This window comes from Pseudomonas sp. CP-1 (assembly GCF_021213715.1).
Classification (GTDB): Bacteria; Pseudomonadota; Gammaproteobacteria; order Pseudomonadales; family Pseudomonadaceae; genus Pseudomonas; species Pseudomonas aeruginosa.
The window spans coordinates 368694-382588 of record NZ_JAJQKY010000001.1; the positions used below are offsets into that span (position 1 = coordinate 368694).

At 68.1% G+C, this 13895-nt stretch carries 13 protein-coding genes; 12 read left to right on the forward strand and 1 reads right to left on the reverse strand.

The window, feature by feature from the left end:
- Positions 1-104 precede the first annotated feature (104 nt).
- The 11 genes from LT948_RS01785 (at position 105) to LT948_RS01835 (ending at position 11746) form a co-directional block, all read left to right on the forward strand.
- Positions 105-2252, forward strand: coding sequence for an acetate--CoA ligase family protein (locus tag LT948_RS01785; RefSeq protein ID WP_209364682.1), 2148 nt, complete (start codon positions 105-107; stop codon positions 2250-2252).
- Positions 2236-3102, forward strand: coding sequence for a MaoC/PaaZ C-terminal domain-containing protein (locus LT948_RS01790; protein WP_003086287.1), 867 nt, complete (start codon positions 2236-2238; stop codon positions 3100-3102). The genes LT948_RS01785 and LT948_RS01790 overlap by 17 nt, the downstream gene beginning before the upstream one ends.
- A gap of 81 nt (positions 3103-3183) precedes the next feature.
- Positions 3184-4539: an MFS transporter gene (locus LT948_RS01795; RefSeq protein ID WP_003108631.1), complete on the forward strand. Its 1356-nt coding sequence runs from the start codon at positions 3184-3186 to the stop codon at positions 4537-4539.
- A gap of 23 nt (positions 4540-4562) precedes the next feature.
- Positions 4563-4970, forward strand: coding sequence for a PaaI family thioesterase (locus tag LT948_RS01800; protein ID WP_023097915.1), 408 nt, complete (start codon positions 4563-4565; stop codon positions 4968-4970).
- 140 nt (positions 4971-5110) lie between these two features.
- The gene (locus LT948_RS01805) at positions 5111-6175 is read left to right on the forward strand and encodes an acyl-CoA dehydrogenase family protein (RefSeq protein ID WP_033995873.1); all 1065 of its coding nucleotides are present in this window, start codon (positions 5111-5113) and stop codon (positions 6173-6175) included.
- Positions 6175-6936 (forward strand): enoyl-CoA hydratase/isomerase family protein, encoded by a 762-nt coding sequence (locus LT948_RS01810; RefSeq protein WP_033954384.1) that lies wholly within the window; start codon positions 6175-6177, stop codon positions 6934-6936. The genes LT948_RS01805 and LT948_RS01810 overlap by 1 nt, the downstream gene beginning before the upstream one ends.
- Position 6937: 1 nt before the next feature.
- Positions 6938-8083, forward strand: a complete 1146-nt coding sequence (locus tag LT948_RS01815; RefSeq protein ID WP_003116999.1) for an acyl-CoA dehydrogenase family protein — start codon at positions 6938-6940, stop codon at positions 8081-8083.
- 40 nt (positions 8084-8123) lie between these two features.
- The gene (locus tag LT948_RS01820) at positions 8124-9041 is read left to right on the forward strand and encodes an SDR family NAD(P)-dependent oxidoreductase (protein ID WP_003116998.1); all 918 of its coding nucleotides are present in this window, start codon (positions 8124-8126) and stop codon (positions 9039-9041) included.
- Between the two features lie 15 nt (positions 9042-9056).
- The gene (locus LT948_RS01825) at positions 9057-10043 is read left to right on the forward strand and encodes an NADH:ubiquinone reductase (protein ID WP_003086306.1); all 987 of its coding nucleotides are present in this window, start codon (positions 9057-9059) and stop codon (positions 10041-10043) included.
- Positions 10044-10121: 78 nt separating this feature from the next.
- Positions 10122-11372 carry an OprD family porin gene (locus tag LT948_RS01830; protein WP_023092134.1) on the forward strand — a complete coding sequence of 417 codons (1251 nt, stop codon included), beginning with the start codon at positions 10122-10124 and terminating at the stop codon, positions 11370-11372.
- Between the two features lie 98 nt (positions 11373-11470).
- Positions 11471-11746, forward strand: coding sequence for a zinc ribbon domain-containing protein (locus LT948_RS01835; RefSeq protein ID WP_023088486.1), 276 nt, complete (start codon positions 11471-11473; stop codon positions 11744-11746).
- Positions 11747-11748: 2 nt separating this feature from the next.
- On the opposite strand, the gene LT948_RS01840 is transcribed toward LT948_RS01835, so the two are convergent.
- Positions 11749-12225, reverse strand: a complete 477-nt coding sequence (locus tag LT948_RS01840; RefSeq protein ID WP_003112531.1) for a GreA/GreB family elongation factor — start codon at positions 12223-12225, stop codon at positions 11749-11751.
- A 174-nt stretch (positions 12226-12399) separates the two neighbouring features.
- On the opposite strand from LT948_RS01840, the gene amaB reads away from it, so the two are divergent.
- On the forward strand, positions 12400-13893 hold the full coding sequence (amaB, locus tag LT948_RS01845) for an L-piperidine-6-carboxylate dehydrogenase (protein ID WP_003086325.1): 1494 nt from the start codon (positions 12400-12402) through the stop codon (positions 13891-13893).
- The last annotated feature ends 2 nt before the right edge of the window (positions 13894-13895 follow it).

Sequence of the window (13895 nt, forward strand, 5' to 3'; positions counted from 1 at the left end):
TGGCCGACAGGCCTTCCGGGCGCTGCCGTGGCGGCGTCCCGCGGGCGCGCTCGCCCGCGAGAAGGTTGTCGTGCCGGCCACAGACAAACGGATCAGGTGAACCCATGTCAGCGAACCACTCGCAACAGCTCATCGACGCTCCCCGTTTCGCCAGTCTTACTCCATTGATCGAACCACGCTCGGTCGCGGTGATCGGCGCCTCCAGCGACCCGACCCGCATCGGTGGCCGTCCCATCGCCTACATGCTGCGCCATGGCTATGCCGGGCAAATCCTCCCGGTCAATCCGAATCGTGCTGAAATCCAGGGGCTGCCGGCCTTCGCCAGCGTTGCGGAGCTGCCGCAGGCACCGGACGTGGCCATTGTCGCGGTGCCTGCGCCTCAGGTGCTGGAGACCGTCCGGGCGCTGGGCCGCCAGGGGGCGCGCAGTGCCATCGTGTTCTCTTCCGGATTCAGCGAGGTCGGCGAGGCCGGCGCGGCGATGCAGGATGCGGTGGTAGCCGCTGCCCGCGAGCACGGTATGCGCCTGCTCGGTCCGAATGCGCTGGGCGCGTTCAACAGTAACCTGGGTTATTACGCGTTCTTCTCCACCAGCCTGGAACGTGGCGTACCGCTGCCCGGCCGGGTAGGCATCGCCACCCAGTCCGGTGCCTACGGCGCGCACCTGCTCGGCATGGCGCGCCAGCGGCGCCTGGGAACCCCTATCTGCGTGGCCACCGGTAACGAGGCCGACGTCACCCTGGGCGACAGCATCGGTTGGCTGGTGGAGTCGCCGGAGATCGACGTGGTGATGGCCTACGCCGAATCCATCCGCAACGTCGACAGCTTCCTCGCCGCCCTGGAGGCAGCGCATCGCGCCGGCAAGCCGGTGATCCTGCACAAGGTCGGGCGCAGCGCCCTGGGTAGCCGCGCGGCGCTGTCCCACACCGCTTCGCTGGCCGGCGACGACAAGGTGCTGGACGCCGTGCTGGACGACTACGCGGTGATCCGCGCCAGGACCACCGAGGAACTGATGGACATCGCCTACCTCGCCACCCGGCGTATCTATCCGCTGGGCAACAGTCTCGGCATGATCACCGTCAGCGGCGGCGCCGGGATCATCGTCAGCGATGTCGCCGAGGAAGTCGGCCTGCCGATGCCGCCGATGCCGGACATGGCCCAGGAGCGGCTGAAGGCACGGCTGTCCTTCGCTTCGCCGATCAACCCGGTGGACTGCACCGCGCAGGCCCTGAACGACCTGACGCTGGTGCGCGACTTTACCGAGTCGATGGTGGTCGACGGTGGCTACCGTTCGCTGCTCGCCTTCTTCACCCAGGCCGGCACCGCCGCCTCCATCGGCGCGCGTCTGGCCGAGCAGTTCCGGCGGATCAAGGAGGCTCATCCCGAGCGTCTGTTCGTGGTCTCGGTGATGGGCGAGGGGGAGGAGCTGGCACCCTACGAGGAGGCCGGCTTCGCACTGTTCGAAGACCCCACCCGGGCGGTAGTGGCGATCCAGGCCATGGGGCGGCTCGGCGAAGCCTTCGCCCGGCCGTTGCGCCTGCGCCGGCCTGCCGGCGGGCTACAGTTGCCCGCCTCCACGCCCGGCGAAGCCGAGGCCAAGCGCCTGCTGGCGCGCGCCGGTATCGAGTCCGCCGCCGAGGCGGTGCTGGGCAGTGCCGAAGAGGCGGTTGCCTTCGCCGAGGGCATCGGATACCCGGTGGTGCTGAAGCTCGCCTCGGCGGACATCCAGCACAAGTCGGAAATCGGCGGCGTGCTGCTTGGCGTAAGCGATGCGGACGCGGTACGCGCCGGTTTCCAACTGCTCCTGCGCCGGGCCGCCGAGAAGGCGCCGCAGGCGCGTCTCGATGGCGTCCTGGTGGCGCGTCAGCTGCAGGGTGGGGTGGAGTGCTTCATGGGGATCCAGCGCGATCCGCTGTTCGGCCCGGTGGCGCTGTTCGGCCTGGGCGGGATCTTCGTCGAGGTGCTGCAGGACGTGGTGTTCCGCTGCTGCCCGTTCGAGGTCGACGAAGCCGAGGCGATGATCCGTAGCATCAGAGGCGCGCCGCTCCTGCTCGGCGCGCGTGGCCGGCCGCGGGCCGACGTCGCGGCGCTGGCACGGCTGCTGTCGAATCTCTCGCGGTTCGCCTGGGAGGCGGGAGAGCGCTTGCGCTCGGTGGACCTCAACCCGGTCATCGCCTTGCCGGAGGGCCAGGGCGCCTGGGCGGTGGATGCGGTGTTGGAAGTCGAGGAGGTGGCCGATGGCGCTCGATCCTGAGGTACTCCTGAACTACCCGATCCCCGAAGTACGCCAGCGCTACAGCCGGCGCGACAGCGCCTTCTACGCATTGACCCTCGGTCTGGGCGGCGACCCGCTGGACGAGCGCCAACTGGTCTACGTCGATCCGTGCCGCGATCTCCAGGCATTGCCGTGCATGGCCCTGGTGCTCGGTCATCCGGGCTTCTGGCTGGGCAATCCGGCGACTGGCGTGGACGCGCTGCGCCTGGTTCACGGCGAGCAGCGCCTGGAGTGGCGGCGGCCGTTGCCGGCGGAAGGCGAGGTGATCGGTCGGACCCGGGTCACCGGTCTGGTAGACAAGGGCGCCGACAAGGGCGCGCTGCTCTACAGCGAGAAGGTGCTCAGCGACGCGCTCAGCGGCGAGGTGCTGGCTGTCGCCCGCAGCACCACCTTCCTTCGTGGCGACGGCGGCTTCGGTGGTTCCCGGCAGGTGCCGGAAATGCCGCATCGCTTGCCTGAACGGACGCCCGACCTGCGACTCGACCTGCCGACCCGTCCGGAGCAGGCCCTGTACTACCGCCTCAACGGCGACGACAACCCGCTCCACGCGGAGCCCGCGGCAGCGCTGCGGGCCGGCTTCCCGCGGCCGATCCTGCATGGCCTGTGCACCCTCGGCGTGGCATTCCACGCGGTGTTGCGCGGGCTCGCCGACTACCGCGCGGAGCAACTGGGACATCTGCAGGTGCGTTTCTCGGCTCCGGTGTTTCCCGGCGAGACCTTGCGTACCGAGATGTGGAGCGACGGCTCGTTCCGCACTCGCGTCGTCGAGCGCGATGTGGTGGTGCTGGACAACGGCCGGGTAGGTCCGCCGCCAGAGCGGCCGGACTGAAGCGAAGGGCGGTGGCGCGAGGGAACGACCGTCGGGCTGCCGTGAAGATCAACCGAAATCCTGCTTGCGAGAACAAGAATAATGAATGCAACCGCGCTTTCCCCGAACCCGGCGCCGGCCATCTCCCGGCGCACCATGCTGATCGCCTTCGTCTTCTGCTTCCTCGGCCTGCTCGCCGACGGCGTCGACCTGATGTTCCTGGCCTACAGCCTCAACAGCCTGAAGGCCGAATTCGGCCTGAGCAACTTCGAAGCCGGCTCCCTCGGCAGCCTGACTCTCGCCGGCATGGCCGTCGGCGGTATCTATGGCGGCTGGTGCTGCGACCGCTTCGGCCGGGTGCGAGTGGTGACCTGGACCATCGTGCTGTTCTCCATCGGTACCGCGTTGCTGGGGCTGACCCAGAACTACTGGCAGTTCGCGCTGATCCGCTTCGTCGCCTCGCTCGGCCTCGGCTCGCTGTTCGTCGCCTGCAACATCCTGATGTCCGAGTGCGTCGGAACCAAGTACCGCACCACCATCCTCGCCGCCATGCAGGCCGGCTGGACCGTGGGCTACCTGGTGGCGACCCTGCTGGCGGGGCAGATCATCCCCGAGTTCGGCTGGCGCACCTTGTTCTTCACCGCCGTGGCGCCGGCGCTGGTCTGCCTGGCCCTGCGGCCCTGGGTGCCGGAGTCGCCGTCCTGGCTCGCGGCCCAGGCCGGGCGCCAGCGTCCCGGCGCGGCTCCGCAGAGCCACGCCGAGGCTGGCGGCGCCGGCCCGCTGGGACGGATGCTGGGCGATCCGGAAACGCGCGGCATGTTCCTGCTCTGGAGCCTCACCTCCTGCTTCCTGCTGTTCGGCTACTACGGCACCAACAACTGGATGCCGTCCTACCTGGAGAGCGAGTTGGGGATGAACTTCAAGTCGATGACCGGCTACATGGTCGGCACCTACAGCGCGATGATCCTCGGCAAGGTCGCCGCCGGTGTCTGCGCCGATCTTTTCGGCCGGCGCCTGACCTTCGCCGCCGGGGCCATCGGCAGCGCCGCCTTCATGCCGTTGATCGTGTTCTACCACTCGCCTTCCAACATCCTCTGGATCCTCATCACCTTCGGCTTCATCTACGGCGTTCCGGTCGGGGTGCTGGCCACCTACATGACCGAGAGCTTCTCCACCCGCGTCCGCGGCTCGGCGGTGGGCACCGCCTACAACCTGGGTCGTATCGGCGCGGCGGTGGCGCCCGCCGGCATCGGCCTGCTGGCCACCCACGTGTCGATCGGCGCGGGTTTCCTGGTGATGGGCATCACCTACGTGCTCACCGGGCTGATCCCGGCGCTGTTCATTGCGGACCGGCTCTACGACCCGAACCGCGAGTCCCGCGATGCCGAGAGCGCTTCCCGACGGCAAGCGCCGGGCAGTGCCGTGGATACCGCCGAGCGGCGCGCGGCCAAGGCCTGATCCTGCGGAAGGAGTGCACATCCATGAGTTCTTTTCCACGACAGCCAGCGGCGGAGCAGCGGCCCGCCAGCTTCCAGGAGTTCATCGGCCTCGAGCGCTGGACCGATGCCGACGGGGTGGCGCGGGTGCGCCTGGGGCATCGCCCGGAACTGATGAACTACCTGCAACAGTTCCATGGCGGGGTGTTGATGTCGGTGCTGGACGCCGCCATGGCCCAGGCGATCCGTGCCTGCTTGCCGGACTGCTCGATGGTGACCATCGACATGGCTACCCACTTCATGGGTAGCGCCCGCGGCGAGCTTCGTGCGGTTGGCAGGGTGGTGCGGCGGACCCGCACGATCTGCTTCTGCACGGCGGAAATCTGCAACGAGGGCGGCGAGGTCATCGCCATGGCCTCGGGCAGCTTCAGGTACCGCGCGGCTAAGCCGTAGCGGAGTTCCGGCGGCGCGGCAGCGGAGCCATCCGTCGCGCGTCCGGACCACGGCCTGCGCGGTCGCTCCGCGCGGACAAGCCGGCGCCGCCCGTGCAGATGACGGACGGGCGGTCGGCGTATCGACAGGAGGGCGAACAGATGAGTGAGCAAGACGAGTGGGCCGGCGAGCGCGAGCAGCGTCTGCGGATGATCCGCGACAGCGCGGCTTCGCTGGTGCCGCGCGACGGCGACCTGAGCCGCGTGCGCCGCAGTCGTTTCACCGGTAGCGGGGTGGACCGCCAGGCCTGGCGCGAGGTCTGCGCCATGGGCTGGCCGGCGCTGCGCCTGGATGAAGCGTTGGGCGGCAGCGGCCTGGGCATGAGCGAATACGCGGCGTTGCTGGAGGCGCTGGGGCGCGGCCTGCTGCCCGAGCCGCTGATGGAGGCCGGGCTGGTGGCGCCGTTGCTGCCGGAAGACGAGCGCGTTGCGTTGCTGGCCGCTGAGCGGCTGGTCCTGCCGGCGGGCATCGCCTACCGCGATGGGCGGCGGCGCCCTCGTATGCAGGAAGGGCGGCTGCACGGCGAAGTCGCTCACGTACATCTGGCTGGCGCCGCCGATGCCTGGCTGGTGGCCTGCGAGCAGGGCCTGGCGCTGGTCGAGCGCGATGCCGATGGCGTGGAACTGCTCTGCGAGGCGACCCAGGATGGCGCTCACCTGGCGCGCCTGCGTTTCCGCGATGCGCCGGCACGGTGGTTGTCCGGCGAGGTGGCGGAACAGGTTCTGGACGAGGCAGCGCTGGCCTGCGCGGCCTATCTGGTCGGACTGATGGATGGCGCCTTCGAGCGAACCCTGGAGTACCTCAAGGTACGTCGCCAGTTCGGCCGCGAGATCGGCAGTTTCCAGGCGCTGCAGCACCGCATGGTCGACCTGAGGATCCAGATCGAACTGTCGCGCGCCATGGTCGAGCAGGCCGCCGCCGCGATCGATGCCGGGGCGTCGGAAAGCGAGCGCCAGCGGCAGGTTTCCAGCGCACGGGTACGGGCCTCGGAAGCGGCTCTGCTGGTGACCCGCCAGGCCATCCAGTTGCACGGCGGCATCGGCTACACCGACGAGGCGGACATCGGCCTGTTCCTGCGCCGCGCCATGGTACTGCTCAATGCCCACGGCTCGCTGGCGTTCCACAAGGCGCGCTACGCCGCGCTGCTACAGCGGGAGGTGGCCTGATGAGCGGTTTGTTGCAGGAAACGCGCGGCACGGTGCGCCTGCTGCGCTTCGACAACCCGGCCCGGCGCAACGCACTGTCGCCGGCGCTGCGCATGGAATTGCTGCGGGCCCTGGAGGCGGCCGAATGCGACCCATCGATCCGCAGCGTGCTGCTGACCGGTGGCGAAGAGGTGTTCTGCGCCGGCGGCGACCTGGGCGACATGCGGGTGACCGAGTTGGCCGCCGGCAGGGCGCGAATGCAGGACAACGCGCGGCTGGTGCGGCAGATGGTGCGCATGGGCAAGCCGCTGATCGCCTCGGTCGAGGGCTGGGCGGTGGGAGCCGGGCTGTCCGTGGCGCTGGCCTGCGACAGCATCGTTTGCGGCGCCGGCGCCCGCTTCGCCGCCGGCTTCGGCAAGGTCGGGCTGCTCGCCGACCTTGGCCAGTTGCATACCTTGCCGGCGCGCATCGGTTGGGGGCGGGCACGGCAGATCCTGATGTTCGGCCAGGTGGTAGAGGCCGAGGAGGCACTGCGCATCGGCCTGGCCGACCGCCTCTGCGCCGCTGGCGGCGCCTTGGCGATGGCGCTGGAACTGGCCGGGCGGGTGGAGCAGCAGGCGCCGTTGCCCCTGGCGATGACCAAGGCGTTGCTCGCCGAGGGCCTTGACCTATTGCTGGAGCGGGAGGGCGAGTTGCAGAGCCAGTTGTTCCTCAGCGCCGACCACGCCGAGGGCAAGGCGGCCTTTCTCGCCAAGCGTCCCCCCGTATTCAGAGGAAACTGAGATGAGCGACTACGACAGTCTCGACGACAACGCCTTTCGCCTGATGGTCCGTGAGTGGATCGCCGCCAACTATCCGCAGCGCATCCGCAATCCGCCCCGTCGCCTGGGGCGCGAGGAAACCCGCGAGTGGTACCTGCTGTTGTCGCGCCAGGGCTGGCTGTGTCCCGGCTGGCCCAGGGAGTACGGCGGCATGGGGCTGAGCGCCGGCAAGCAACTGATCATGATGGAGGAAATGGAGGAGTACGGCTGCGCGCGCTTGCCCGACAGCGGCGTGACCATGCTCGGCCCATTGTTGATCCGCTATGGCGACGAGGCGCAACGGGCGCGCTTCCTGCCGCGCATTCTCAGCGGCGAAGACATCTGGTGCCAGGGCTACAGCGAGCCCAACGCCGGCTCCGACCTGGCCAGCCTGCGCACCGAGGCGCGCCTGGAAAACGGCGAGTGGGTGATCAACGGACAGAAGACCTGGACCACCATGGGCTCGGAGGCCAACTGGATCTTCCTGCTGGTCCGCACCGAGCGCAGCGCCAAGGCGCAGCACGGCATCAGCTTCCTGCTGGTGCCGATGGACAGCCCGGGCATCGAGGTGCGGCCGATCCTCAACCTGGAGCTGCACGGCGAGTTCTGCGAAGTGTTTTTCAACGACGTGCGGGTGCCCTACGACAGCCTGGTCGGCGAAATCAACCAGGGCTGGAGCATGGCCAAGGCGCTGCTCGGTTTCGAGCGGATCTTCCTCGGTTCGCCCAAGCAGTCCACCTTCGCCCTCCAGCGCCTGGAGCGCCTGGCCCGGCACCTGGGACTGTGGCACGACCCTCTGTTCGCGCGCCGCTTCGCCGCGCTGAGCATGGACCTGGACAGCCACAAAGCGCTCTACGAGCGTTTCGCCGAACGCCTGCGGCGTGGGGAGAGCCTCGGCCCGGAGGTATCCATGCTGAAGATATTCCAGTCCGAACTGTTCCAGCGCATCAGCGAGCTGGGCCTGGAGGTCGCCGGGGAGGACTCGGCCCTGCTACAGCCCTTCGCCGAAGACCCCGAGCTGCATCCGGCGGGGATCTTCATCCAGTCGCGGCCGACCACCATCTACGGCGGCAGCAACGAAATCCAGCGCAACATCCTGGCCAAGAGCGTCCTCGGCCTGCCGGGCTGAGCGCAACCGAACGACATCCACGGGACGAAGAGGATTACCCATGAGCAGCAGACTCAATGAAGGCAAGGTCGCGATCGTTACCGGCGCGGGCGGCGGCATCGGCCGCGAGATCGCCCTGGCCCTGGCCGATTCCGGGGCACGGGTGGTGATCAACGATATCGGCGTATCGCTACAGGGCGAGGGCGGGTCGGCCTCGCCGGCCGAAGAGACCCTTGGCCTGATCCGCCAGCGAGGCGGCGAAGGTCTGATCAACACCGACAGCGTCGCCGACTGGGACAGCGCGCGGCGTATCGTCGAATGCGCCATGGACGGTTTCGGGCGTCTGGATATCGTGGTGAACAACGCTGGCATCCTGCGCGATGCGATCTTCCACAAGATGAGCGCCGACGACTGGCTGTCGGTGATCAATGTCCATCTCAACGGCAGCTTCTTCGTCAGCCGGGCCGCCGCCGAACGCTTCCGTACCCAGCAGGCCGGCGCCTTCGTACACATGACCAGCACTTCCGGGCTGATCGGCAACTTCGGCCAGGCCAATTATTCCGCGGCCAAGCTGGGCATCGTCGCCTTGAGCAAATCCATCGCCCTCGACATGCAGCGCTACAACGTGCGTTCGAATTGCATCGCGCCGTTCGCCTGGAGCCGGATGACCGACTCGATTCCGGCCGAGACCCCGGAGCAGAAGGCCCGCGTCGACAAGCTGCAGCGCATGACCCCCGAGAAGAACGCGCCGCTGGCCGTCTACCTGGCGTCCGACGCCGCCCGCGAGGTCACCGGCCAGGTGTTCGCCGCGCGTCACCACGAACTCTTCCTGATGAGTCAGAGCCGGCCGCTGCGCAGTGTGCATAGCGAGCGCGGCTGGACCCCGGAGAGCATCGCCGAGCACGGCATGCCGGCGTTGCGCGGCAGCTTCATGGACCTGGCGCGCAGCCCGGACGTGTTCTCCTGGGACCCGATCTGACCGAGGAGGCAATCCATGGGCGTGTTCAGGACCCGTTTCACCGAGACCTTCGGCGTCGAACACCCGATCATGCAGGGCGGTATGCAGTGGGTCGGCCGTGCCGAGATGGCTGCGGCGGTGGCCAACGCCGGTGGCCTGGCGACGCTGTCGGCGTTGACCCAGCCGAGCCCGGAGGCACTGGCTGCGGAGATTGCCCGCTGCCGCGAGCTGACCGATCGGCCGTTCGGGGTCAACCTGACCTTGCTGCCGACGCAGAAGCCGGTGCCCTATGCCGAATATCGTGCAGCCATCATCGAGGCGGGAATCCGCGTCGTCGAAACCGCCGGCAACGACCCCGGCGAGCACATCGCCGAATTCCGTCGACACGGCGTCAAGGTGATCCACAAGTGCACCGCCGTGCGCCATGCGCTCAAGGCCGAGCGACTCGGTGTGGACGCCGTCTCCATCGACGGCTTCGAGTGTGCCGGCCACCCGGGCGAGGACGACATCCCCGGCCTGGTGTTGCTGCCGGCCGCGGCCAACCGGCTACGCGTGCCGATCATCGCCTCCGGCGGTTTCGCCGATGGACGTGGCCTGGTCGCGGCGCTGGCGCTGGGTGCCGACGCGATCAACATGGGCACGCGCTTCCTGGCCACTCGCGAATGTCCGATACACCCTGCGGTGAAGGCGGCGATCCGTGCGGCCGACGAGCGTTCCACCGACCTGATCATGCGTTCCCTGCGCAATACCGCGCGGGTGGCGCGCAACGCGATCAGCCAGGAAGTACTGGCGATCGAGGCACGCGGCGGCGCCGGCTACGCCGATATCGCCGCGCTGGTCAGCGGCCAGCGCGGTCGCCAGGTGTACCAGCAGGGCGATACCGACCTGGGGATCTGGTCGGCCGGCATGGTCCAGGGCCTGATCGACGACGAACCGGCCTGCGCCGAGTTGCTCAGGGACATCGTCGAGCAGGCGCGCCAACTGGTGCGTCAACGCCTGGAGGGCATGCTCGCCGGGGTCTGATCCGCTCCGCCACGGCGGTCGCGGCAGGGAGTGGCCGCGGCGCCGTGTCTATCCACTGACGACGAAGAGACAACAACAATGAAAATTCTTCCCGTTCCGATGCTGGCCGCGGGGCTGGCGTTGCTGCCGTCGTTCGCCCAGGCGGAGTTTTTTGCCGACGGCAAGGCCGGCCTCGAACTGCGCAATTTCTATTTCAATCGCGACTATCGCCAGCCCGGCGCCAGCCAGTCCTATTCGGAGGAGTGGGCGCAGGGTTTCCTGTTGCGCTACGAGTCCGGCTACACCGAGGGGCTCTTCGGCCTGGGTGTCGATGCGCTGGGCCTGCTGGGTGTCAGGCTGGACTCCTCGCCAGAGCGATCCGGTAGCGGTCTGTTGCCGTATTCGACGAGCGACCGGCGCGCCGCCCACGACTATTCCAGCCTGGGCCTGACCGCCAAGCTACGGGTCTCGCACAGTACGCTGAAGATCGGCACCCTGATGCCCAGGCTGCCGGTGGTGCAGTTCAACGACACGCGCCTGCACCCGCAAACCTTCCAGGGCGGACTGCTGGAAGTGAACGAGATCGACGGGCTGGCGCTGCAGTTCGGCCAGTTGCGCCAGGTCAAGCAGCGCGACTCGACCAACGCCGAAGACCTCGGCATCACCCGCGGCAACAAGCGCAACGTACTGGCGGGCCGGCACCCCGGCAGCGACCGCTTCGACTTCGCCGGCGGTACCTACCGCTGGAGCGAGCGCCTGAGCAGCAGCTACCACTACGCCAACCTGGAGGATTTCTACCGCCAGCATTATCTCGGCGTGCAGCACCTCTTGCCGCTCGCCGATGACCAGTCGCTGAAGTCCGACATCCGCTGGGCGCGTTCCACCGACGAGGGCGGCAGCCGCGTCGACAATCGCGCGCTGAATGCGCTGTTCACCTATCGCCTGGGCGGCCACGCCTTCGGCCTCGGCTACCAGCGCATGTCCGGCGACAGCGGTTTCGCCTACCTGGCCGGGACCGATCCGTATCTGGTCAACTTCGTGCAGATCGGCGATTTCGCCAACAAGGACGAGCGCTCCTGGCAGTTGCGCTACGACTACGATTTCGCCGCCATCGGCCTGCCCGGCCTGACATTCATGAGCCGCTACCTGCGTGGCGAACACATCGACCTTCTTGACGGCGGTGGGCGCGGCAAGGAATGGGAGCGGGACACCGATATCGCCTACCTGGTGCAATCGGGGCCGCTGAAGAACCTGGGGATCAAGTTGCGCAACGGCACCTTCCGCAGCGATTTCGGCAACGACATCGACGAGACCCGGCTGATCGTCAGCTACGCGTTGCCGCTGTGGTGAAGCGGACTTGAGTTTCCCGATGTTTCCGCGCCATTGACCCTGTAGTGGCTACAGCCTTTTCACTGGAAGCCGTCAGATCCAGACGAGAGGGTTGTGCCATGGGGTTCTTCGAACGGTTGTTGATGGGTGGGCGTCATCATGGACAGGGCGGTGGTCATCACGGCGGCGGTCATCACCGCGGTCAGGGCGGCTATCCGCCGGCGCCAGTCGCGGCGGGAATGGCCTGTCCCGCCTGCCGCACCGCGAATGCGGCGACGGCACGATTCTGCCAGGGCTGCGGCGGCGCCCTGGCGCCGCTGCGCTGTATCGCCTGCAACGCCGATCTCGCGGCGGGCGCGAAGTTCTGCGGCGCCTGCGGTGCGCCGCAGCAGTAGCCTCAGTCGACGGCGAGGATTTCCACCGCAAGGGGGGAGTCCTTCGCCCCGGTCTCGTCGCCCGGGTGCCTGCCGATCAGGCTCTGGCCCAGTGGCGAGCGAGGTGTGATGACCAACACCTCGCGACCTTCACAATCGATCTTCAGCCCGGCCGCCTCGGGGCCGAGGAACACTGTTCGCCGGCTGCCGTCGGCGTTCAGCAGGGTGACCAGCGCGGTGAGCTGGATGCCCTGTTCCTCGTCGAAATCGCGCAGCACCAGATTGCGGTACAGGCCCAGCGCCTGGCGGATCTCCTCGACCCGGCGCGACTGCCCGGCGGCCAGGTAGGCCGCCTCCAGGCCGAGGGTGTCGTACTTGTTCTCGGCGACGTTCTCTTCGTGGGTTGCCGTCTCATGGGCGGTCTGCGCGGCGCGGACGGCGACTTCCAGGTCCGCGGCGAGCTTTTCCGTGATCAGGCGCAACAGCTTTTTCTTGTCCATGTCGGGTAGGCGAGGGCTGGCCGGCGAAGGCGTGCATGGTACGGGAAAGACGGCGGATCGCGACAGCTCGGAGCCAGTATGAAAACTCGGAATGACGTGGCGAATAAAGGTCGTTTGTCGCTACCGGGCAAACCGACTAAAACGAGCGGAAACGAACAGCCAGGAGAACCTCACATGATCGACGGATTGCTGCGCAGTCTCGGCCTCGACCCCAATGCTTTTCGCGATGGCGAGCTTGCCGTGCATACCCCCATCGACGGCAGTCGCCTGGCTGCGGTGCGACTGGAGGGGCGCGCCGCCGTTGCCGCCAAGGTCGAGCGCGCCGAACAGGCGTTCCGCGCCTGGCGCCAGGTGCCGGCGCCGCGCCGTGGTGAACTGGTGCGGCTGTTCGGCGAGGAATTGCGTCGGCACAAGGCCGAACTCGGCGAACTGGTGTCCTGGGAGGCGGGCAAGATCACCCAGGAAGGCCTCGGCGAAGTCCAGGAAATGATCGATATCTGCGACTTCGCGGTGGGCCTCTCGCGCCAGTTGTACGGTCTTACCATCGCATCCGAGCGTCCCGGCCACCACATGCGCGAGACCTGGCACCCGCTGGGCGTGGTAGGCGTGATCAGCGCGTTCAACTTCCCAGTCGCGGTGTGGTCGTGGAATACCGCGCTGGCGCTGGTCTGCGGTAATTCCGTGGTCTGGAAGCCTTCGGAGAAGACCCCCCTCACCGCACTGGCCTGCCAGGCACTGTTCGAGCGTGCCGCGCGGGCCTTCGGCGGCGATGCGCCGGCGCACCTGAGCCAATTGCTGATCGGCGACCGCGAGGCCGGCGAAGCGCTGGTGGACGACCGTCGCGTCGCCCTGGTCAGCGCCACCGGCAGCACTCGCATGGGGCGCGAAGTGGCGCCGCGGGTGGCGGCGCGTTTCGCTCGCTGCATCCTCGAACTGGGCGGCAACAACGCGATGATCCTGGCGCCAAGCGCCGACCTCGACCTGGCGGTGCGCGGCATCCTGTTCGGCGCAGTGGGCACCGCCGGGCAGCGCTGCACCACCTTGCGCCGGTTGATTGCCCATGAGTCGGTGAAGGACGAGATAGTCGAGCGCCTCAAGGCAGCCTATTCCAGGGTCCGTATCGGTCATCCGCTGGAGGGCAACCTGGTCGGGCCGCTGATCGACGAACGCAGCTACCTGGCCATGCAGGACGCCCTGGCGCGAGCCCGCGAGCAGGGGGGACGGGTGTTCGGCGGCGAGCGGCAATTGCAGGAGCGCTATCCGGATGCCTACTACGTGTCGCCGGCCATCGTCGAGATGCCGGGACAGACCGAAGTGGTGCGCACGGAGACCTTCGCACCGATCCTGTACGTGGTCGGCTACCGCGATTTCGACGAGGCCCTGCGCCTGAACAACGAGGTTCCCCAGGGACTGTCGTCGTGCATCTTCACCACCGACCTGCGCGAGGCGGAACTGTTCCAGGGCGCGGCGGGCAGTGACTGCGGGATCGCCAACGTCAACATCGGCACCAGCGGGGCGGAAATCGGCGGGGCGTTCGGCGGCGAGAAAGAGACCGGCGGCGGTCGCGAGTCCGGCTCGGACGCCTGGAAGGCCTACATGCGACGGCAGACCAACACCGTCAACTATTCCCGCGAGCTGCCGCTGGCACAGGGCATCACCTTCGATTGAAC